Raw genomic sequence first — 20592 nt, forward strand, 5'->3', positions numbered from 1 at the left:
ACCCCGCGTTGGCACAGTTTCTCGTAGTTTTCGATGTTGACTCGACGCTGATTGAGAACGAAGTCATCGAACTTCTTGCGGCCCGTGCAGGTTCCGAGCCGCTAGTGACAGAAATCACTACGCGAGCGATGAACGGTGAGCTCGATTTCGAGCAGAGTCTTCGAGCGAGAGTTGCGACTCTGGCGGGGCTGTCGGTGAGCGCTATCGCTGAAAGCGCTCGGGAAATTCGCGTAACTCGTGGTGCTGACGACCTCATCCGCGGAGTGAAGGATGCCGGCGGGCGTGTTGCCGCTGTCTCCGGTGGCTTTCACGAGCTTCTCGATCCGCTCGCCGAGACACTCGGGCTCGACTATGCGCGAGCCAATCGGCTGGAGGTCGCCGATGATGTCTTGACCGGTGCGGTACTCGGGCCTGTCATCGATGCCCAGGCAAAAGCCGAGGCCTTGCGGGAGTGGGCAGCTGAATCCGGCATTCCCCTCTCGCGCACCATCGCCGTTGGCGACGGTGCGAACGATCTCCGGATGATGGAGGCCGCAGCATTGTCCATTGGCATTACCGCAAAGCCCATCGTTCGCGCTAATGCCGATGTCCACATCGACACTCGAGATTTGAGCGCCGTTTTGCCGCTGTTGGGGCTGCGCGGCTAGTTAGTGGCCCATTCCTAGTCCACCGTCGACGGGGATGACCGCCCCGGAGATATATCCAGCGTCGTCGCTCGCCAACCACGTGATTGCCTTTGCTACTTCAGAGGGCTTCGCAAAACGGTTGGCGGGGATCTGCTTCAGGTAGGCATCCTGCTGCTCGGTGGCGAGAGCCGCGGTCATATCGGTCTCGATGAAACCGGGAGCAACCACGTTCGCTGTGATTCCGCGGCTGCCCAGCTCACGGGTGAGCGATCGAGCGAGTCCGATGAGACCGCTCTTCGACGCGGAGTAGTTGACCTGGCCGGCCGAGCCGAGAAGTCCCACAACGCTCGACACGAGGATGACGCGACCGAAGCGAGCCTTCATCATGCCTTTCGAGGCACGCTTCACGACGCGAAAGGCTCCGGAGAGGTTGGTGTCTAGTACGTCGGTAAAATCGTCGTCACTCATGCGCATCAGCAGCATGTCGCGAGTGATTCCTGCGTTGGCGACGACGATCTCCACGGGGCCAAGCTTCGCTTCGACTTCGCTGAAAGCGCTATCAATGCTCGCGGCATCTGTGACATCCGCCGTCACGGTGAGGGTCCCCTCGGGGCCGGTGCCCGAGCGTGCCGTCACGGCTACGCGGTACCCCTGAGCCACAAATTCTTCGGCGATGGCCCGACCGATGCCGCGGTTGCCGCCAGTGACAAGGACGATTCGTGATTCAGTTGCTGTGCTGGTCATGGTTCCCAGCATATAGTCGCCAACGGCGGCGTAGGCTTAGGGAACAATCTCGGCAACCTAAGAAAGCCAATGAACACTCCTGAGTCGATCACGTCGCTCCCTGAGCGGCCGGATGATGAGCGTCGTCGCCGCGTCATCAACTACTCCATCGCCATGGCGATTCGCGTTGTGTGCGTATTGCTGTGCGTCTTTGTTCGTGGTTGGTGGCTAGTGCTTCCCGTTCTCGGTGCGGTGGTGTTGCCCTATGTCGCTGTGGTGTTGGCGAATGTCGAGACGCGGCGCTCAGGTGCGGTGAGCATCCCCGGGCAGTTCGCGCTCGATTCGCGTGATTCTTTTCTTGGCAACGGATCGGATGAGGCTGCTCGGTGATCGGAGAGAGTGGCCCGAGCATGCAGCAGTGTTCGCGCGCTGGGTGTGTCGTGCCAGCACAGTTCAACGTCAACTGGCGCAATCCGCGTATTCACGGTCCCGAGCGCGTGAAAATCTGGCTTGCCTGCGGCGAGCATAAAGAATTCCTTCGCGACTATCTGGCCACCCGTGGGTTCCCTGTCTTCGTCAGTGATCTCGACTCCCCCATGAGCGTCCTTCCCGATGGTGGTGCCGCGTGAAGAAATGGCGCTTCGTACTGTCTAGTCGCTGGTTCGGCTACCTCACACTGGTCATCGTGTTCGCTATCGGTTGCGTCTTTCTCTCGCACTGGCAGTTCGATCGCCGGGAGGAGGCAGCCACAGAAGTTGCGCGCGTGAGCGAGAACTGGGAATCCGCTCCCCGCACACTCGACGCGGTTATGCCCGAACTCAACGAGTTCGATGATGACAACAAGTGGATGCCGGTGGCAGTGAGCGGCGAGTACCTCATAGGTGAGCAACTCCTCGTTCGAGGTCGTCCTTATGGCGGCCAGCCCGGGTTCGAAGTCCTCGTTCCTCTGCAGCTCGACAACGGTCAGGTCATCGTGGTCGACCGCGGCTGGGTGCCGTCGGGTAATAGCCAAGATGCACCGGATTCCGTGCCCGCGGCTCCGACAGGCCGTGTAGACGTTGTGCTCAGGCTCAAACCGAGCGAACCGACCGTGTTCGGGCGTTCCGCTCCGGAGGGTCAAATTGCTACCATCCACTTGCCTGCGATCGCAGAGTTGCTCGATGATCCGACCTTCACGGGTGCTTACGGGCTGCTCGCAACGGAAGATCCCGACGCTGGGGTGCGACCGCTCGCCTACCCCAAGCCGCTGCTAGATGAGGGAGCGCACCTCTCGTATGCATTCCAGTGGGTGGCGTTCGGAGTGCTCGCGTTTATCGGGCTGGGCTGGGCCGTGCGCCAGGAGTATCGCCTGATCAACGAAGACGATCCCGCTGAGCAGGAGCGTGCACAGAAGCGTCGCCTTAAAGTGGAGAAACGTGGCCCCACTGACGCCGACATCGAAGACGCTTTGCTCGACTCCTGAGCTGACTAACGCTTAAGCCAGGCTGATGAGGTCTGCGTAGTCCTTGTTCCAATGGTCTTCAATACCATCGGGCAGAATCAACACTCGTTCAGGATTGAGAGCCTCAACGGCACCCTCATCGTGGCTCACCAGCACGACGGCGCCCGTGTAGTTGGAGAGAGCACCAAGAATCTCTTCACGGCTCGCGGGGTCGAGGTTGTTAGTCGGCTCATCGAGCAGCAGCACGTTTGCGCCGCTGACGACGATCATCGCGAGAGCCAAACGCGTTTTCTCTCCACCCGATAGCACTCCGGCTGGCTTGGTCGCGTCATCCCCGGTGAACAGGAACGAACCGAGAACTCGGCGCGCTTCCATCTCAGTGATGTTGGGCGACGATGAAACCATGTTCTCGAGCACGGAGCGCTTGACGTCGATCGTCTCGTGCTCCTGGGCGTAGTATCCGATGCGCAGGCCGTGACCGGGTTCGATGTGACCGGTGTCCGGCTCGTCCACACCGGCGAGCATCCGAAGCAGAGTCGTCTTTCCTGCACCGTTGAAACCGAGAATGACGACCTTTGAGCCACGATCGATCGCAAGATCTACCGAAGCGAAAATTTCAAGAGAGCCGTAGCTCTTGCTCAGGTTGTAGCCCATAAGCGGCGTGCGGCCGCATGGTGCGGGATCCGGGAAGCGGAGCGCGGCCACGCGATCGGAGGCGCGAACATCTTCAAGCCCGGCCAGAAGTTTCTCAGCACGAGCCACCATCTGGTGAGCTGAGGCTGCCTTGGATGCTTTTGCACCGAAGCGAGCGGCCTGAGCCTGAAGCGTGGACGCCTTCTTTTCGGCGTTCGCACGCTCTTTCTTTCGACGCTCTTCGTCGGACTGTCGCTGGCGAAGGTAGTGCTTCCAGCCCATGTTGTACTGGTCGATCAATTGACGGTTAGCGTCGAGATAAAACACCTTGTTGACGGTGTCTTCCACGAGCTCAACATCGTGACTAATCACGATCAGACCGCCGCTGAAGTTTTTGAGGAACTCGCGAAGCCAGACGACGGAGTCGGCATCGAGATGGTTAGTCGGTTCGTCGAGCAGCATCGTGTCGGCTCCCGAGAACAGGATGCGCGCCAGTTCGATACGGCGTCGTTGTCCACCGGAAAGCGTGGAGAGTGGTTGCTCGAGGATGCGGTCAGGCAGGCTGAGGTTGCTGGCAATAGAAGCAGCTTCGGCTTCAGCCGCGTAGCCCCCGAGCGCTAAGAAGCGGTCATCGAGCTTGCTATAGCGATCCATCGCCGCTGCGCTCACGGCCGGGTCGCTGCTGCCCATCTCGTCCTGCGCCTGGCGCATTTTGAGAACGATGCTTCCGAGACCACGAGCATCCAAGATGCGGGTTCTGGCCAGATCTTCGGGATTGCCCGAGCGCGGGTCCTGCGGCAAGTAGCCGATCTCGCCAGTGCGCTCGATTTTTCCGTCGGTGGCTTCGAGCTCCCCAGCGAGAGTTTTAGTCAGCGTCGTTTTGCCGGCACCGTTCCGCCCCACGAGCCCAATTTTGTCCCCGCGGTCGACACGAAAGTTAACGCCCTGCATGAGCATGCGTGCGCCTACGCGCAACTCGAGGTCATGCACAGCAAGCACGGCAAAACATCCAAATCTTGGGGTTGGGGAAAGTGGGCGACAGCACCAACCAACTAGTCTACTTCCTAGTGCTGGTAGATCGGTGCAGGAACGACGAGTCTAGGGGGCCGATGTGACTATGAGCGTGAGTGCGAGGTTGTTCAAACCCACAATGATCGACCTGATTTTCGGTCCGGGCCTCGCGACGAGTGTGGTTTTTATCACCGCGGCAGCCGCTGCCACAGCAATTGCGGCGCAATTTGTGGTCCCGCTCGATCCGGTGCCGATCACCGCCCAGACGCTCGCGGTGATGATTGTCGGACTGAGCTTGGGAGCGACTCGTGCCGCACTGGCAATGCTTCTTTACGCACTACTGGGCATCAGCGGTATGCCCGTGTTCAGTAACGCGCAGGGAGGCAGCGAAGTGCTGTTGGGCACCGGAGGCGGCTACATTGTGGGCTATATCTGCGCGGCCTGGGTGATGGGCATGCTGGCAGAGCGCGGATGGTACAAAACATTCCCCCAAGCAGCTGCCGCTGCGGCACTCGGGAGCATTCTCATCTATGCGTTGGGCATGATCGGTATTGCCCGAGTCTTCTCGGCCACTGGCCGGGACTTCACCGTCGGCACCCTCTTCGACATCGGCGTCGCACCATTCATCGCTGGAGCAATCATTAAACTGACGATCGCCGCAGCGCTGCTCTCACTTACGTGGAAGGCAGTGCTGCGGCGACGGCCACGAGCGGCAGAATTTGTCTAGATTGAGAAGCCGAGGGCGCGCATCATGTCGCGGCCGTCGTCAGTGATTTTTTCGGGACCCCACGGCGGCATCCACACCCAGTTGATGCGGAAAGCCTCCACGACGTTGTCGAGAGATTGAGCGATTTGCTCCTCGATCACGTCGGTCAGCGGGCAGCCAGCTGAGGTAAGCGTCATGCTGATGATCAGGGCGTTGTTCTCGGGATCCCAGCTGAGATCGTAGATGAGTCCCAAATCGACGATGTTGACACCCAGCTCGGGGTCAACCACATCTTTGAGGGCCTCTTCGACTTCATCGAAGAGCGCGGGCGCCAGAACGGTAGACATACGCTTAGGCCACGCTCGTGTCGGTCAAAAATCGATCGTAACCCTCGTTCTCGAGACGATCTGCGAGTTCAGGGCCACCCTCTTCTGCAACACGACCATCAACAAACACGTGCACGAAGTCCGGCTTGATGTAGCGAAGGATGCGCGTGTAGTGAGTGATCAGCAGAAGCCCGAGTCCGGTCGACTCCTGAGCTCGATTGACACCCTCTGAAACGATCTTGAGTGCGTCGACGTCGAGACCTGAATCGGTCTCGTCGAGAATTGCGAAACCAGGCTTGAGCAGTTCAAGCTGAAGGATCTCGTTGCGCTTTTTTTCTCCTCCAGAGAATCCCTCGTTGACGTTGCGGTCTGAGAAAGCCTTGTCCATCCGGAGAGCTTTCATTGCGCCGTTGACTTCTTTGATCCAGGGACGAAGCGCTGGTGCTTCGCCGGCAAGTGCAGTCTTAGCGGTACGCAAGAAGTCAGCGACCTTGACTCCGGGGATCTCTACCGGATATTGCATGGCCAGAAAGAGGCCAGCGCGGGCGCGCTCATCGATGCTCATGTCGAGAACCTCGGCACCATCAAGCGTGATCGAACCGCTCTCAACGTGGTACTTGGGGTGGCCGGCAACCGTATAGGCGAGAGTGGATTTACCTGAGCCGTTGGGGCCCATAATCGCGTGAGTTTCGCCCTGCTTGATCTCAAGGTCAACACCCTTGAGGATCTGCTTCGTGCCCTGTTCGGTTTCGACACTGACGTGCAAGTCTTTTACTGACAGTACTGACATTATTTCTTTCCTTCGTGGTCTCGTATAGAGAGCTGTTAGCTCTCGATGGCGACGGTGTCCGCGGGATCGATATGAACCCCTCCGTCGTCGTCGATCTTCACTACAAAGACCGGTACAGGTTCATAGGCTGGCAAGCTCAAGGGCTTCCCGGTATCGAGCGAGAAGAGTGAGCCGTGAGCCCAGCACTCGATCGCGCCATCTTCAACGAAGCCTTCAGCGAGCGAGATATCACCGTGGGTGCAGGTATCGCCGATCGCATGCACCGCCCCGGCAGAGTCCTTGACGATACAAATCGCAGTGCCATCGAGCTCAACCCGGTACGCCTTGTTGAGTTCCAGCTCCTCGACGCCGCAGACGCGATGCGCGGTCACGAGTGAATTCCTTGCAGTTCAGATTCAATGGCTGTAGTCAGTCGAGCCTCGAGTTGTTCGTCGCCCACCTTCTGCACGATCTCTGCGAGGAAGCCGATGACGACGAGGCGCCGTGCTTCTGCCTCAGAAATTCCGCGAGCCTGAAGGTAGAACAGTTGCTCGTCGTCGAAACGGCCGGTAGCGCTGGCATGACCAGCACCCTGGATGTCGCCAGTTTCGATCTCAAGGTTCGGGATTGAGTCAGCGCGCGTGCCCTCGGTTAGCACCAAGTTTCGGTTCTGCTCGTAGCTGTCGGTGCCGGCACCGCCGCTGCCGATCAATACGTCACCGACCCACACAGTTCGTGCGCCCTCGCCCTGAAGCGCGCCCTTGTAGTTTACGCGGCCGCGAGTTTGCGCCGCTTGGTGGTGTAGGTAGACGCGCTGCTCGAGGTGCTGTCCCGCGTCAGCGAAGTACAGCCCGTAGAGTTCGCCGTCGGCGCCCTCCCCCGACAAGTGAACTGACGGGTTGACGCGAACGACTTTGCCACCGAGCGACACGATCGTGTGCTTTAGCGTGGCCGAGCGTCCTACTTGCACGAAGTGACTTGACAGGTGGATAGCATCTGCCGCCCAGTCCTGAACACTCACGAAGTTAAGAGTTGCGCCTTCTTCGACGACAACCTCGACGTTCTCGCTCAAGAGTGCCTCGCCGGCGGACTCGATGATCACGGTGGTGTTGCTGTGCGCACGGGCAGTGATCACGGTGTGAGCGCCGCGGGCGGTCGCACCGAGAGCTGAGCGCGAAATACGCACGGTGCTGTGCTCTTCGCCGGTGAGGGTGATCGCCAGCGCTTGTTCGAAGGTGCTCCACGCGTTAGCGGAAGCACGTTCTTCGGGGGCCCCGGCGGAAGCGACCCGGGAGTCGTCCCGTGGAACCCACTCCACCGTGGCTCCCTGGGGCGCGTCGATGGCGATCTCGTACGGTGAACCGTCGAGGGCATCATCGATCAGCGGCTTGACAAGCTTGACCGGAGTCAGCTTCCACTCTGCTTCTAGCCCGTTGACCGCTGCAAAATCGCCGTGTGCGAATGACTTGGGGCGCTCTGAGCGAGTCTGGAGGGGAACGAAGCCTTTGTCGCTTGCGTCCCATCCACCATCGCTGTGAGCTGTGAGTCCGTGTTGTTCTGGTGTGACGACGGTCATTTAGCCGACGGATCCTTCCATGCTCAGTTCAATGAGCTTATTGAGTTCGAAGGCATACTCCATGGGCAGCTCGCGCGCGATGGGCTCGATGAAGCCGCGGACGATCATCGCCATAGCTTCGTCTTCTTCCATGCCGCGAGACTGCAGATAAAAGAGCTGCTCAGCGCTGACTTTCGAAACCGTAGCTTCGTGCCCAAGCTGTACGTCATCCACTCGGATGTCGATGGCAGGGTAAGTATCGGAGCGCGAGATAGTGTCGACCAGCAGGGCGTCACAACGCACTGTATTGGCCGAGTGGTGGGCCTTCTCGTCAACGCGGACTTCTCCACGGTAACCGGCTCGGCCTCCACCACGGGCGACAGACTTCGAAACGATCGACGACGTCGTGTAGGGAGCCATGTGGATCATCTTGGCGCCGGCATCTTGGTGCTGACCGGGGCCAGCGAACGCGACGGACAGAGTCTCGCCCTTAGCGTGCTCCCCCACCAGGTAGATCGACGGGTATTTCATGGTGACCTTGGACCCGATGTTGCCATCAATCCATTCCATGGTGGCGCCCTCGTGAGCGATTGCGCGCTTGGTTACGAGATTGTAGACGTTGTTCGACCAGTTCTGGATCGTCGTGTAGCGAACGCGAGCGTTCTTCTTCACGATGATCTCTACGACTGCGGAGTGCAGGGAGTCCGACTTGTAGATCGGTGCGGTGCAACCCTCGATGTAGTGAACGTAAGAGCCCTCGTCAGCGATGATCAGAGTGCGCTCGAACTGGCCCATGTTTTCCGTGTTGATGCGGAAGTAAGCCTGCAGTGGGATTTCTACGTGAACGCCCTTCGGGACGTAGACGAAGGAACCGCCCGACCATACGGCCGTGTTGAGGGCCGCGAACTTGTTGTCGCCGGCGGGGATGACGGAGCCGAAGTACTCGTCGAAGAACTCGGGGTGCTCACGGAGCGCCGTGTCGGTATCCATGAAGATAACGCCTTTAGCTTCAAGCTCAGCGTTGATGGAGTGGAACACGACTTCTGACTCGTACTGAGCGGCAACACCGGAAACGAGGCGATTGCGCTCGGCTTCCGGAATTCCTAGCTTTTCGTAAGTATCGCGGATATCAGCCGGAAGGTCTTCCCAGGTCTGGGCTTGCTTCTCGGTCGAGCGCACGAAGTATTTGATGTTGTCGAAGTCGATGCCCGACAGGTCGGCACCCCACTTCGGCATGGGTTTACGGCCGAATAGCTCAAGGCCCTTAAGGCGCATTTTGAGCATGGATTCGGGCTCGTTCTTGAGCGTAGAGATGTCGCGAACGACTTCTTCGTTGATGCCCCGTCGTGCAGAGGCTCCTGCAACGTCGGAGTCAGCCCAGCCAAACTCGTACTGGCCTAAGCCGTTGAGTTCCGGACGATCAATCAGCACGTCAGACATTGGTACCTCTTTTCCTACCCCTATCAACCAAGGTGGCTGCGTTGGCATTCCTTCGCACAGCACATTGCCGGGAATATTTCGGGAGGTGCGCGTGCGCTGTGTCACAACGCTGCGCGGGCGAACTTAGACTGAAACAGGACAAGCGAGAGATTATCCCGCCGTCGACATTGACTTCCCGGCATGGGCTGTGTTCCTGAACGCGATCCATTCTACAGGCAGAAGACCGAAATAACAGGAGGTACGGCCGTGAAAGCCGTCATCGCACGATTGCCCCACTCTGTCGACGCTCGAGTGAGATTTTTTGCAGTCACTTCGCTCGTCATCCAAATCCTGATTGTGGCGACGGGCGGCGCGGTTCGCTTGACTGGTTCCGGGCTCGGATGTCCAACCTGGCCGCTCTGCACCGACGCGTCATTGATCGCGACGCCGGAAATGGGTGTTCATGGCGCTATTGAGTTCGGAAACCGTTTGCTCTCGATTATCGTGGGTTTCGTCGCGATCTTGATGGTGCTGATGGTTCTTCGCATGCGTCGCGAACGCCGCGACCTCATGACGCTGTCCCTCGTAATTTTGGGCGGAACCGTTCTCCAAGGGCTGATCGGCGGACTCTCCGTTCGTGTGCAGCTTGACCCGAGCATCGTGGGCGTGCACTACGCCATCTCAGCGATACTAGTTGCGGTAAGCGCAGCGCTTGTTTACCGCGTCTGGACAGGGCTCCGCGGGCCAGCACTCTCCGTGCCCAAGCCGATCGCGGTTCTCACCCACGTGACGAGTCTCTTCGTCGCGCTAACCATCGTGGCCGGCATCCTGACAACAGGCGCTGGTCCCCACGCTGGCGACGACGGCACGGCGCGAAATGGGCTCGACGCGGGCATCCTGCAGCACGTGCACAGCTGGCCGGGTTACGCGCTGATCGCCGCGACTCTCGCCCTCGTGATTGTGTTGGCTCGCGGCCACCACCGCCGCATCATGGATTTCGCAATCATTCTGCTGATCCTTGAGATCGTCCAAGCGCTCATCGGAATCATTCAGTCGCGCAGCGGGCTGCCGATTCTTCTCGTCGGCACGCACATGGTGATCGCATGCACGATCGCTGCAGCGATGACGGCAGTCGTGCTCTCACTACGGCCGAGCATCGCTCAGCAGGAGCGGGATAACGCCACGCCGGCTGCTCGCTAGAGCAGCAGCCCGTTGTTCTCGAGCTAGAACGGGAGCAGCGGGTCGATGCCCACGGCCAAGAAAACCAGCGTCAAATAGCTGATCGAGCTATGGAACACGCGCATGGCCTTGACCTCGCCGTGACGAATCGCTGTGCTGTAGAGGCGGTGCGATTCGATAATGAACCAAGCACCGCTCAGGGCAGCGACGAGCGTGTAGAGGATTCCCATTCCCGCGACTGGTACCAGCAGCAGTGAGCACACGACAGTCGCCCAAGCGTAAAGAATGACTTGGAGCCCTACGGCCGCGCGGCCGCGAACGACGGCCAGCATCGGAACGCCAACCGACTGGTAGTCCGCGCGATACTTCATCGACAACGGCCAGTAGTGCGGGGGCGTCCACAAGAAGACGACGGCGAAAAGAATGAATGCGGACCACGAGAGATCTCCGGTCACAGCGGCCCAACCGATGAGCACGGGCATGCATCCCGCGATTCCGCCCCAGATGATGTTTTGCGGCGTGCGGCGCTTCAAGAGCAGAGTGTAAACGAAGACGTAGAAGAGAATGGCGAAGAGCGAGAGCGCAGCAGCCAGCCAATTGGTAAGGACGCCGAGCCAAACTACGGAGCCGACACCACTGATCCAAGCAAACATCAGCGCTTCGCGATCGCTGAGTTCCCCGGTGACCAGCGGACGATTCTTCGTGCGGGCCATGATGCGGTCGATATCGCGGTCGATGTAGCAATTGAACGCGTTCGCCGATGAGGCGCTCAGGATACCGCCGACGAGCGTAGCGAGAACGAGCCAGAGATTCGGGATCCCGTTTGCCGCGAGAACCATGACGGGCACGGTGGTAACGAGAAGAAGTTCGATTACGCGCGGTTTAGTCAATGCGACATAGGCGCGAATCTTACGAAGGAAGCCGATGCGTTCCTGCTGCGTGGGGGCTTCTAACGTGACATCCATACCTACGATTGTAATCTGCATAACGAATTGCTCTGACCGCGCTCGTAACCAGGCAGCGATCGGTTGCGCTGTTCCCTATACTTGGGTTGCCCGCCTGTCGGTAGAACGCTTGTTCGCAGCTCTTGTGAAGCAAGAAACTGCTGAATGAGCCAATGTTGTCGCGTGGCGGGTCGTTCATGTGCCCTGATCGTTCTCGGTCGGGCACTTCGCTTGCAGAAGGGTCATTTATTCTCATGGCAGCTTTTCAATGGGATCACATCGACAACAAAGCGGTAGATACCGCTCGAATTCTGGCGGCTGATGCTGTTGAGAAGGTAGGTAACGGGCATCCCGGTACCGCGATGAGCCTGGCGCCTGCAGCGTACTTGCTCTTTCAGAAAGTCATGCGTCGCGATCCAAGCGACGACCAGTGGATCGGCCGCGACCGATTCATCCTCTCCGTGGGCCACAGCTCACTCACTCAGTACGTTCAGTTGTACTTGGCCGGATATGGTCTCGAACTTGACGACCTCAAGGCGCTTCGCACCTGGGGCTCGCTCACGCCAGGTCACCCGGAATTCGGGCACACCAAGGGTGTTGAGATCACTACTGGTCCTCTTGGCCAGGGCATTGCCTCCTCCGTGGGCTTCGCCTACGCGGCGCGTTACGAGCGCGGACTGTTCGACCCCGAGGCCGCGGCGGGCACAAGCCCCTTCGATCACTTCGTCTACGTCATTGCGGGCGATGGCGACCTGCAAGAGGGCGTTTCCGCCGAAGCGTCGTCGCTCGCCGGTCACCAGCAGCTCGGCAACCTCATCGCGATCTACGACAGCAACCAGATCTCGATCGAAGACGACACCAACATCGCGTTCACTGAAAACGTTCAGATGCGCTACGAGGCCTACAACTGGCACGTTCAGGTCGTCGACTGGAAGAAGACTGGCGAATACGTCGAAGACGTAGAAGCGCTCAATGCGGCGATTGAAACTGCCCAAGCAGTCACTGATCAGCCTTCGCTGATCATCCTTCGCACCATCATCGGATGGCCAGCCCCCACCAAACAGAACACGGGAAAGATTCACGGCTCCGCTTTGGGCGCTGATGAACTGGCCGCAACGAAGGTTGCGATGGGTCTCGATCCAGCACAGAGCTTCGTCGTGGATGACGACGTCATCGCTCACACGCGTTCGGCGGTTGAGCGCGGCAAGCAGCAGCGTGCTGAGTGGACCGAAAGCTTCGACAAGTGGGCTGAGGCGAATCCTGAGCGCAAGACACTGCTCGATCGCGTGCTCTCCGGGGCTCTTCCCGAGGGCATCGATGATGCACTACCCCAGTTCGAAGCTGGCAAGGACGTATCTACTCGCGCTGCGAGCGGCAAGGTACTGGGCGCTATCGGATCCGTTATGCCCGAACTCTGGGGTGGCTCCTCTGACCTCGCAGAATCGAACCTCACCACGATTGCTGGCGGACAGTCCTTCATCCCGGCTGAGCACTCCACCGGCGAATGGAGTGGAAACGAGTACGGTCGCGTACTCCACTTCGGTATTCGCGAGCACGCCATGGGCGCAATCATTAACGGCATCGTGCTGCACGGAAACACCCGTGCATTCGGCGGTACCTTCCTCATCTTTAGCGACTACATGCGTCCCGCAGTGCGTCTTGCTGCTCTGATGGCAGTGCCGTCGATCTTTGTCTGGACCCACGACTCCATCGCTCTGGGTGAAGATGGGCCGACTCACCAGCCGATTGAACAGCTGGCAAGCCTGCGCATGATCCCGGGTATGGATGTCGTACGCCCGGCCGACGCAAACGAAACGGCGTGGGCGTGGAAGACGATCCTTGAGCGCCGTAACGGCCCCGCTGGTATCGCGCTTACTCGCCAAAACGTACCGACGTTTGAACGCGGAGATGACGCAGCTAGCGGCGAGACGTTCGCTTCGGCCTCTAACGTGGCCAAGGGAGCGTATGTGCTCGCTGAAGCTCCGAACGGAACGCCCGACGTGATCCTGATCGCGACCGGTTCTGAGGTTCAGCTCGCCGTTGAAGCGCGCGAGACACTCAAGGCTGACGGAATCAATGCTCGCGTTGTGTCGGCGCCGAGCCTTGAGTGGTTCGCAGAGCAGTCTGAGGAATACCGCGAGTCTGTTTTGCCTTCTACTGTTCGCGCACGCGTGTCAGTCGAAGCGGGAGTTTCCACCGGATGGCGCGAGTATGTAGGCGACGCCGGTCGCAGCATCTCGATCGACCACTTCGGCGCATCCGCTGATTACAAGACGCTTTTCCGTGAGTTTGGCATCACTACCGAGGCCGTTGTGGCCGCCGCACGCGATTCACTGGATGCCGTTTAGGCACCCCCAGTCAAGGAGATAACAATGACCAACGAAACCCCCACCGCAGCGCTCTCCGACCTCGGAGTGAGCATCTGGCTCGACGACCTTTCCCGCGAACGCATCAACTCTGGCGGACTGCAGGAGCTCATGGCATCACACAGTGTCGTCGGCATCACCACAAACCCTACGATCTTCGCTACGGCGTTGGCTAAGGGCGAGGCCTATGACGAGCAGGTAGCGGCGCTCGCGTCCACTGGAACGAATGTGACGGATGCCGTCTTCGAGATCACCACAGACGATGTTGCTGCTGCCAGCGATATCTTCCGCCCGGTCTACGATGCGACCGCAGGTCGCGACGGTCGCGTGTCGATCGAAGTTGAGCCTGGGCTGGCGCACGATGCCGCCGGCACGACTGCGCAGGCACAGCAGCTTTGGGCGAAGGTAGCCCGCGAGAACGCCATGATCAAGATCCCGGCAACGGTTGAGGGCCTTGAAGCGATCACCGCGACGATTGCTGCAGGTATTAGTGTCAACGTCACGTTGATCTTCAGCCTGGCGCGTCATCGTGATGTCATCGAGGCCTACCTCACAGGTCTCGAGCAGGCGCAAGCCGCCGGGCACGATCTCTCGAAGATTCACTCGGTCGCGTCTTTCTTCGTCTCGCGCGTGGACACTGAAATTGACAAGCGTCTTGATGCGCTTGGCACTGATGAAGCTGTGGCCCTCAAGAGCAAGGCTGGCGTTGCGAACGCTCGCCTTGCCTACCAGCTCTTCGAGAACGCTTTTGCTAGCGAGCGCGCACAGGCGCTCATCACAGCGGGCGCTAACAAGCAGCGCCCGCTGTGGGCATCCACCGGCGTCAAGGACCCCAGCCTTCCCGACACTCTCTACGTGACGGAACTCGCGGTCGGCGACACCGTAAACACGATGCCCGAGAAGACTCTGGAAGCGACATTCGATCACGGCATTATTGCCGGTGAGCAAGTGACAATGAACTACGAGGCGGCGAGAACCACTTTGGACGCTCTTGCAGCGCTGGGAGTCTCCTACGACGAGGTCACCGCGCTTCTCGAGAAGGAGGGCGTTGAGAAGTTCATCGTCTCCTGGAACGAGCTCCTTGACACGGTATCCGCAGCGCTAGAGGCCGCAAAATGAGCGTAAAGCTCGCGGTATCGGGAGCGGCTGCCGAAGCCGTCAGCCGAATTGTTCCGCAGCTTGTGAACGATCTCGTCGCGAGTCGAATCACCGGCGGCGACGCCACCCTGTGGGGCCCCGATGCTGAAGCGGAATCGGCTAAGCGTCTTGGTTGGGTCGAAGCTGTCTCTGTCGGTCGCCCGATGATCGACGACATCTACGCATTGCGCGACAAGTTGCGTGCAGCTGGAGTTGACCACTTCGTACTCGGTGGCATGGGCGGTTCCTCGCTCGCTCCTGAGGTCATCACTCGTACCTATGGCGTCGAGCTCACGGTTCTCGATTCCACCGACCCGGCTCAGGTGCAGGCTGCCTTGGCGGATCGTCTGCAATCGACTGCGGTAGTGATCTCCTCGAAGTCGGGTTCAACGCTCGAGACGGACTCGCAGAAGCGTATCTACGAGAAGTTCTTCACCGACGCTGGCATCGACCCACGGGAACGAATCATCATTGTCACCGATCCTGGTTCGCCGCTCGACGTTGCGGCTCGCGCTGCGGGCTATCGTGTTTTCAATGCGGATCCGAACGTTGGCGGACGTTACTCCGCCCTCACCGCATTCGGTCTTGTTCCGTCCGGGCTCGCCGGAGTCGATCTTGCTGAGCTTCTTGACGAAGCCGAGGCGGTTATGGTCGAGCTTGCGGTGGACAACGAGAGCAACCCTGGTCTCGTACTCGGTGCCGCAATCGCTGGTGCTGACCCTCGCAAGGATAAGTTGGGCATCGTCACCGATGGCACTCATATCCTTGGCTTCGGAGACTGGGCGGAGCAGCTCATCGCTGAGTCGACAGGAAAGCTGGGAACCGGCATTCTGCCCGTCGTTCTTCAGCCGGACTCCCCCGAAATCAATGAGGGACTTGACGATCTACAGATCGTCCGCCTCGTCGGCGATTGGGATGACACGAAAGAGGTTGTCGAAGGCGAGATCGAGATTGCTGGATCTCTCGGTGGACAGCTATTGCTGTGGGAGTACGCGACGGTTGTCGCGGGCCGTCTTCTCGGCATCAATCCCTTTGACCAACCGGATGTTGAAGCTGCAAAGAATGCAGCGCGCGAGCTCATCGACAACCCGACGCCGCCGCAGGCACCTGCCTTTGTTGCTGGGGATATCGAAGTCCGCGGTACCGATGACGTAGTCGCCGACAGCGCGGACCTCGCCGGTGTTATCTCGTCGTTGCTGTCCTACTTGGATGATGATGGGTACGTTGCAATTCAGGCCTACGCCGACCGTACTGCTTATCCTGAGCTCGCAGAGATTCGCGAACGCGCGGCAGCCCGCGCCAAGCGACCAGTGACCTTCGGCTGGGGACCTCGGTTCCTGCATTCGACTGGACAATTCCATAAGGGTGGGCCTGCAGTGGGCGTGTTCCTGCAGATCATCGTTGTAGAAGATACCGACCTGCAGATCCCAGACCGTCCGTTCACCTTCGGTGAGCTCATCCGCGCTCAGGCTGCGGGAGACGCGAGCGTTCTCGCTGGGCACGGCCGTCCCGTATTGAGCCTCACGGTGTCGAATCCGAAGGTTTCGTTGCCGCTCGTTCTCGACGCGATCGGATAGCTGCCGCTCGTTAGCGCAGCGTACAGAGGAGAAGCATGCCCCCCGTTGAGATCAGTGCCGACTTTAACCCGCTCCGTTTGGCGTCGGACCGCAGGCTTAATCGCATTGCAGGCCCGAGCGCTTTAGTAATTTTCGGCGTGACCGGAGATCTATCGCGTAAGAAACTGATGCCGGCCGTGTACGACCTGGCCAACCGGGGGCTGCTTCCTCCTGGCTTCGCACTCGTGGGCTTCGCTCGCAGAGAGTGGGAAGACCAAGATTTTGAGAAGGTCGTGCATGACGCCGTAAAACAGTACGCGCGCACTCCCTTTGACGAGGACGTGTGGAATCAACTTGCTCAAGGCATTCGTTTTGTGCAGGGCGAGTTCGACGATGCGGCGGCATTCGAGCGCCTCAAAGATACTTTGGCTGACTTGGATAAAGAACGCGGCACGATGGGTAACCATGCGTTCTACCTCTCGATTCCGCCCAAATCGTTCCCCCAGGTAACCGAACAACTTCGCAACTCGGGTCTGGCTGAGCAACGCGAGGGCCGGTGGAGCCGGGTCGTGATTGAGAAGCCTTTCGGGAGCGATCTTCACACCGCCCGCGAACTCAACGATGTCGTTGAATCGGTATTTCCTCCCGACAGCGTGTTTCGCATCGACCATTACCTCGGTAAAGAAACGGTGCAGAATATTCTTGCGCTGCGGTTCGCCAACCAGCTATACGAACCCCTCTGGAACTCGAACCACGTCGATCATGTGCAGATCACCATGGCTGAAGACATTGGCGTCGGGGGTCGTGCCGGATACTACGACGGCATCGGTGCGGCTCGCGACGTCATTCAGAATCACCTTCTGCAACTACTCGCGCTCACCGCTATGGAAGAGCCAGTGTCGTTCGACGCGGCCGACCTTCGTGCTGAGAAGGAGAAGGTTCTCTCTGCTGTGCGCCTCCCCCAGAACCTCGGAGAACACACTGCTCGCGGACAATACGCGGGAGGCTGGCAGGGCGGCGAAAAAGTTACCGGTTTCCTCGACGAAGACGGCATGAACCCTCAGTCAACTACCGAGACTTACGCTGCCATCCGCCTCGATATCGGTACGCGGCGTTGGTCTGGTGTTCCGTTCTACCTTCGCGCCGGTAAGCGCCTGGGGCGACGGGTCACTGAGATCGCGGTCGTTTTCAAGCGCGCACCGCAGTACCTCTTCGAGGAGAGCCGCACATCAGCACTAGGCCAGAACGCGCTCGTTATTCGAGTGCAGCCTGATGAAGGCGTCACGATTCGTTTTGGTTCTAAAGTGCCCGGTGCAGAAATGCACGTTCGCGACGTCACAATGGACTTCGGATACGGCCACGCCTTCACTGAGGCAAGCCCGGAAGCCTATGAGCGATTGATTCTCGACGTCCTCCTCGGCGATCCCCCGTTGTTCCCTCGCCACGAAGAGGTTGAGCTCAGCTGGAAGATTCTCGATCCCATTGAAGAGTTCTGGGCTACGCAGGGTGCCCCAGAGCAATACCGTCCCGGAACATGGGGCCCGAAGTCTGCCGATGACCTCATGGAGCGCGACGGCAGAGTCTGGAGACGACCATGATCGTTGATTTGCCCAATACCACCACGGCCAAGATCTCAAAGGCGCTCGTTCGCATTCGAGAAGACGGTGGTGCAGTTGCTCTTGGACGCGTACTCACGCTGATTATCGCGACGGAGTTTGGGAACGAGGAAGAAGCCATCGAGGCGGCTAACGACGCCTCGCGTGAACACCCCATGCGCGTTCTCGTGGTCTCGACCAGCCCGACAGCTCCGTCGTCGGACGAGGAAGCTCGAGTGGACGCGCAGATTCGTGTAGGCGGCGATGCCGGAGCAAGTGAAGTCATCGTCGTGACTGCCTACGGCGACGCCGCGCTCGATCAAGAGAGCCTTGTCACTGGGCTCCTGCTGCCGGATGCGCCCGTAGTCGCATGGTGGCCCGGAGAAGGCCCTGAGAGTGCATCCGAATCGCCGCTAGGCCGAATTGCGCAGCGGCGTATCACGGACGCAGCAGCAAGCGCCTCTCCGCTCGACGCAATGCACCGCATGTGCAAGACGTACGTTCCTGGCGACACTGACTTTGCATGGACTCGGCTTACGCTGTGGCGAGCTCAGTTGGCGGCTGTCCTCGATCAGCCTCCTTACGAGCCGATCACCGCTGTCACCGTGAACGGCGCCGCAGACTCCGCCTCCACGATGCTGCTCGCAGCGTGGCTGCAGATGCAGCTTGAGGTTACCGTGACGCTCGAAGTCGCGGAGGGATCGCCGGTCCCCACGGGAATCCATGCTGTTGTGCTTGAACGCGCCTCTGGCATTATCACTCTGAAGCGCAACGTGGCATCGATTGCTACGCTCACGCAGCCAGATCAGCCGGTGCACGACATTTCACTGCCCCGTCGCAGCCTTCGCGACTGTCTCTCAGAGGAACTGCGCCGGCTCGACCCCGACAAGCTGTTTGGAAACGTCGTTCGATACGGCGTGAGCGAGATCACCGGTGTCGAAATCGAAAAGTATGTGAAGGCAAAAATCTCATGAGCAACGAGCGTCGTGCAATAGTCCACCCCAACAAGACTGAGTTAGCTCAGGCTGTCGCGGCACATTTCCTCTCCAAAGTTCCGCATATTATCGAGGAATTTGATGAAGCCACTGTTGTATTGACCGGTGGCACCATGGGTCAGGCAGTGCTAGCCGCCATAAACAAGTCACCGCAACGAGACGCCGTCGACTGGTCGCGCGTCAATTTCTGGTGGGGCGATGAACGGTGGCTTCCCGCAGGAGATCCCGAGCGCAACGACGCCCAGGCGCGCGCTGCACTTCTGGATCACATTCCGGTCAATCCCGCCCGAATTCACGCGGTCGCCGCGTCTGACTCCGGCTTGTCACTGGATGACGCGGCTCAGGCGTACGCCAATGATCTCCGCGCGCACGCAGCCCGCAATGGCCGATACCCAAACTTCGACATCGTTTTTCTGGGCGTCGGTCCCGATGGACACATCGCATCGCTGTTCCCCGAGCGCGAAGGCATTCGCGAGCAAGAGCGCACAGTAATTGCAGTCCGCAACTCCCCTAAACCGCCCGACGAACGTGTCAGCCTCACGCTTCCCGTCATCAACTCCTCAGTGCGCATCTGGGCAGTCGTCGCCGGCGCCGATAAGGCGTCGGCGCTTGGGCTTACGCTTGCCGGCGCGAGCTACAACGAGGTGCCCGCAGCGGGCCTCGAAGGACGTCGCAAAACGTTGTTCCTCGTCGATCAAGAAGCCGCCGCCCAAGTTCCGGCTTCGCTCATCGATCCCGGGCAGTTCTGGACGAGCGCGGACTCCACCGACGAGCACTAGGAATTGGCGTTGGCTCATGCTCATTAATTGAGTTGAGCAACATAGATGCAACAGAAAGGCCCCCACGGTAACCGTGGGGGCCTTTCTCTTGCATGAAATCGGTGAGTGTCTTGCGACAGGATCTGACCGAAGCTACACGTCAGTCTTAATCGCTAGGACGTGATGGTTCCGCGACGAGTACGTAGCTGCACAAGCGCTTCGTCGAGCAGACCGGCAGCCTCATCATCGCTACGACGTTCCTTCACATAAGCCAAATGAGTCTTATACGGCTCAAGTTTCGCGACCGACGGCGGATTCTCTTTATCCCTACCCGCAGGAAGCCCCGTCGAGGGCGAATTAATCGTCTCTGGGATATCTTCTTCAGGCACGTTGGCAGCAAAAGCTCGAACGGTTTCGTTGCCAGCAGCGTCCCAGTAGGAGATTTGCACGCGCTCGGCCTGAAAACCGCGATCTTGCTCGCCCATGGGGCCCGAGCCTACGCGCGAACCACGAATTGCACTTCCACCTGACGCCATTGTGTTCCTTCGTTTGAGGCTAGAGGTTCTTAGGCGCCGTCGAACTTGGTGATGAGGCCAAGAACCACGATGCAGCTGATCCACACAATGCCGAGGATCACCGTAATACGGTTGAGGTTGCGTTCCGCAACACCCGACGCCCCGAGGTTGGATGTGACTCCTCCTCCGAACATATCGGAGAGACCTCCACCGCGACCGCGGTGAAGAAGGATAAGAAGTGTGAGCAGCAAGCTCGTGATAGCGAGCAATACCTGCAGCACAACCTGGAGAATTTCCACAAAGAACCTTTCGAACAGGCCGTAGCGGCCTCGAACAGT

Annotated in this window: 22 protein-coding genes; 12 read left to right on the top strand and 10 right to left on the bottom strand. The window is 59.4% G+C overall.

Annotated features, from left to right (window positions below):
* The first annotated feature begins 8 nt into the window (after positions 1-8).
* Positions 9-647: a phosphoserine phosphatase SerB gene (gene serB / locus ESZ53_RS02605; protein WP_129071410.1), complete on the top strand. Its 639-nt coding sequence runs from the start codon at positions 9-11 to the stop codon at positions 645-647.
* Here serB and ESZ53_RS02610 read toward each other — a convergent pair whose 3' ends face one another.
* On the bottom strand, positions 648-1370 hold the full coding sequence (locus ESZ53_RS02610) for a beta-ketoacyl-ACP reductase (protein ID WP_129071411.1): 723 nt from the start codon (positions 1368-1370) through the stop codon (positions 648-650).
* Positions 1371-1439: 69 nt separating this feature from the next.
* Between ESZ53_RS02610 and ESZ53_RS02615 the strand changes: the two genes are divergently transcribed.
* The 3 genes from ESZ53_RS02615 to ESZ53_RS02625 are packed head-to-tail and all read left to right on the top strand — an operon-like array spanning position 1440 to position 2811.
* On the top strand, positions 1440-1739 hold the full coding sequence (locus ESZ53_RS02615) for a DUF3099 domain-containing protein (RefSeq protein ID WP_129071412.1): 300 nt from the start codon (positions 1440-1442) through the stop codon (positions 1737-1739).
* 50 nt (positions 1740-1789) lie between these two features.
* Entirely contained in the window at positions 1790-1978 is a 189-nt protein-coding gene (locus ESZ53_RS02620) for a hypothetical protein (RefSeq protein WP_307842044.1), read from the top strand.
* Positions 1975-2811: an SURF1 family protein gene (locus tag ESZ53_RS02625; protein ID WP_129071413.1), complete on the top strand. Its 837-nt coding sequence runs from the start codon at positions 1975-1977 to the stop codon at positions 2809-2811. The genes ESZ53_RS02620 and ESZ53_RS02625 overlap by 4 nt, the downstream gene beginning before the upstream one ends.
* A 12-nt stretch (positions 2812-2823) precedes the next feature.
* Here the strand turns inward: ESZ53_RS02625 and ESZ53_RS02630 are convergent, their stop codons facing one another.
* Entirely contained in the window at positions 2824-4422 is a 1599-nt protein-coding gene (locus tag ESZ53_RS02630) for an ABC-F family ATP-binding cassette domain-containing protein (protein ID WP_129071414.1), read from the bottom strand.
* 151 nt (positions 4423-4573) lie between these two features.
* Between ESZ53_RS02630 and ESZ53_RS02635 the strand changes: the two genes are divergently transcribed.
* Positions 4574-5161, top strand: coding sequence for a biotin transporter BioY (locus ESZ53_RS02635; protein WP_246837361.1), 588 nt, complete (start codon positions 4574-4576; stop codon positions 5159-5161).
* Here the strand turns inward: ESZ53_RS02635 and ESZ53_RS02640 are convergent.
* The 5 genes from ESZ53_RS02640 to sufB are packed head-to-tail and all read right to left on the bottom strand — an operon-like array spanning position 5158 to position 9230.
* On the bottom strand, positions 5158-5487 hold the full coding sequence (locus ESZ53_RS02640; protein ID WP_100388990.1) for a metal-sulfur cluster assembly factor: 330 nt from the start codon (positions 5485-5487) through the stop codon (positions 5158-5160). The genes ESZ53_RS02635 and ESZ53_RS02640 overlap by 4 nt on opposite strands.
* Before the next feature lie 4 nt (positions 5488-5491).
* Complete coding sequence (gene sufC / locus ESZ53_RS02645; RefSeq protein WP_129071415.1) at positions 5492-6256, bottom strand: Fe-S cluster assembly ATPase SufC; 765 nt, start codon at positions 6254-6256, stop codon at positions 5492-5494.
* Between the two features lie 35 nt (positions 6257-6291).
* Positions 6292-6627, bottom strand: a complete 336-nt coding sequence (locus ESZ53_RS02650; RefSeq protein WP_129071416.1) for a non-heme iron oxygenase ferredoxin subunit — start codon at positions 6625-6627, stop codon at positions 6292-6294.
* A complete protein-coding gene (sufD, locus tag ESZ53_RS02655) occupies positions 6624-7811 on the bottom strand; it encodes a Fe-S cluster assembly protein SufD (protein WP_129071417.1) in 1188 nt (395 codons plus the stop codon). Before sufD ends, ESZ53_RS02650 begins: the two co-directional genes overlap by 4 nt.
* A complete protein-coding gene (gene sufB / locus ESZ53_RS02660; RefSeq protein ID WP_129071418.1) occupies positions 7812-9230 on the bottom strand; it encodes a Fe-S cluster assembly protein SufB in 1419 nt (472 codons plus the stop codon).
* 246 nt (positions 9231-9476) lie between these two features.
* Here sufB and ESZ53_RS02665 point away from each other — a divergent pair, with 246 nt between their 5' ends.
* Complete coding sequence (locus tag ESZ53_RS02665; RefSeq protein WP_129071419.1) at positions 9477-10409, top strand: heme A synthase; 933 nt, start codon at positions 9477-9479, stop codon at positions 10407-10409.
* 23 nt (positions 10410-10432) lie between these two features.
* Here the strand turns inward: ESZ53_RS02665 and ESZ53_RS02670 are convergent, their stop codons facing one another.
* Positions 10433-11353: a heme o synthase gene (locus ESZ53_RS02670; protein WP_129071420.1), complete on the bottom strand. Its 921-nt coding sequence runs from the start codon at positions 11351-11353 to the stop codon at positions 10433-10435.
* A 233-nt stretch (positions 11354-11586) separates the two neighbouring features.
* Here ESZ53_RS02670 and tkt point away from each other — a divergent pair, with 233 nt between their 5' ends.
* From tkt to pgl, 6 genes are read left to right on the top strand one after another with little or no spacing between them, the layout of a single operon-like run.
* Positions 11587-13680, top strand: coding sequence for a transketolase (tkt, locus tag ESZ53_RS02675; protein ID WP_129071421.1), 2094 nt, complete (start codon positions 11587-11589; stop codon positions 13678-13680).
* A 24-nt stretch (positions 13681-13704) separates the two neighbouring features.
* Positions 13705-14817 carry a transaldolase gene (gene tal, locus ESZ53_RS02680; protein WP_129071422.1) on the top strand — a complete coding sequence of 371 codons (1113 nt, stop codon included), beginning with the start codon at positions 13705-13707 and terminating at the stop codon, positions 14815-14817.
* Positions 14814-16412: a glucose-6-phosphate isomerase gene (locus ESZ53_RS02685; protein WP_129071423.1), complete on the top strand. Its 1599-nt coding sequence runs from the start codon at positions 14814-14816 to the stop codon at positions 16410-16412. Before tal ends, ESZ53_RS02685 begins: the two co-directional genes overlap by 4 nt.
* 35 nt (positions 16413-16447) lie before the next feature.
* Positions 16448-17989, top strand: coding sequence for a glucose-6-phosphate dehydrogenase (gene zwf, locus ESZ53_RS02690; RefSeq protein ID WP_129071424.1), 1542 nt, complete (start codon positions 16448-16450; stop codon positions 17987-17989).
* A complete protein-coding gene (locus ESZ53_RS02695) occupies positions 17986-18960 on the top strand; it encodes a glucose-6-phosphate dehydrogenase assembly protein OpcA (RefSeq protein ID WP_129071425.1) in 975 nt (324 codons plus the stop codon). Before zwf ends, ESZ53_RS02695 begins: the two co-directional genes overlap by 4 nt.
* On the top strand, positions 18957-19760 hold the full coding sequence (gene pgl / locus ESZ53_RS02700; protein WP_129071426.1) for a 6-phosphogluconolactonase: 804 nt from the start codon (positions 18957-18959) through the stop codon (positions 19758-19760). Before ESZ53_RS02695 ends, pgl begins: the two co-directional genes overlap by 4 nt.
* Positions 19761-19912: 152 nt before the next feature.
* On the opposite strand, the gene ESZ53_RS02705 is transcribed toward pgl, so the two are convergent.
* Positions 19913-20275, bottom strand: a complete 363-nt coding sequence (locus ESZ53_RS02705; protein WP_129071427.1) for an RNA polymerase-binding protein RbpA — start codon at positions 20273-20275, stop codon at positions 19913-19915.
* Between the two features lie 29 nt (positions 20276-20304).
* Positions 20305-20553: a preprotein translocase subunit SecG gene (gene secG, locus ESZ53_RS02710; RefSeq protein WP_129071428.1), complete on the bottom strand. Its 249-nt coding sequence runs from the start codon at positions 20551-20553 to the stop codon at positions 20305-20307.
* Positions 20554-20592 lie beyond the last annotated feature (39 nt).

This window comes from Salinibacterium sp. UTAS2018, assembly GCF_004118935.1.
In the GTDB taxonomy this organism is placed as follows: domain Bacteria; phylum Actinomycetota; class Actinomycetes; order Actinomycetales; family Microbacteriaceae; genus Rhodoglobus.

Coding starts and splice junctions, on each gene's coding strand:
- ESZ53_RS02610 (WP_129071411.1), bottom strand. CDS start 1,370: ATGACCAGCACAGCAACTGAATCACGAATCGTCCTTGTCACTGGCGGC.
- ESZ53_RS02615 (WP_129071412.1), top strand. CDS start 1,440: ATGAACACTCCTGAGTCGATCACGTCGCTCCCTGAGCGGCCGGATGAT.
- ESZ53_RS02635 (WP_246837361.1), top strand. CDS start 4,574: ATGATCGACCTGATTTTCGGTCCGGGCCTCGCGACGAGTGTGGTTTTT.
- ESZ53_RS02640 (WP_100388990.1), bottom strand. CDS start 5,487: ATGTCTACCGTTCTGGCGCCCGCGCTCTTCGATGAAGTCGAAGAGGCC.
- sufC (WP_129071415.1), bottom strand. CDS start 6,256: ATGTCAGTACTGTCAGTAAAAGACTTGCACGTCAGTGTCGAAACCGAA.
- sufD (WP_129071417.1), bottom strand. CDS start 7,811: ATGACCGTCGTCACACCAGAACAACACGGACTCACAGCTCACAGCGAT.
- sufB (WP_129071418.1), bottom strand. CDS start 9,230: ATGTCTGACGTGCTGATTGATCGTCCGGAACTCAACGGCTTAGGCCAG.
- ESZ53_RS02670 (WP_129071420.1), bottom strand. CDS start 11,353: ATGGATGTCACGTTAGAAGCCCCCACGCAGCAGGAACGCATCGGCTTC.
- tkt (WP_129071421.1), top strand. CDS start 11,587: ATGGCAGCTTTTCAATGGGATCACATCGACAACAAAGCGGTAGATACC.
- tal (WP_129071422.1), top strand. CDS start 13,705: ATGACCAACGAAACCCCCACCGCAGCGCTCTCCGACCTCGGAGTGAGC.
- ESZ53_RS02685 (WP_129071423.1), top strand. CDS start 14,814: ATGAGCGTAAAGCTCGCGGTATCGGGAGCGGCTGCCGAAGCCGTCAGC.
- zwf (WP_129071424.1), top strand. CDS start 16,448: ATGCCCCCCGTTGAGATCAGTGCCGACTTTAACCCGCTCCGTTTGGCG.
- ESZ53_RS02695 (WP_129071425.1), top strand. CDS start 17,986: ATGATCGTTGATTTGCCCAATACCACCACGGCCAAGATCTCAAAGGCG.
- pgl (WP_129071426.1), top strand. CDS start 18,957: ATGAGCAACGAGCGTCGTGCAATAGTCCACCCCAACAAGACTGAGTTA.
- ESZ53_RS02705 (WP_129071427.1), bottom strand. CDS start 20,275: ATGGCGTCAGGTGGAAGTGCAATTCGTGGTTCGCGCGTAGGCTCGGGC.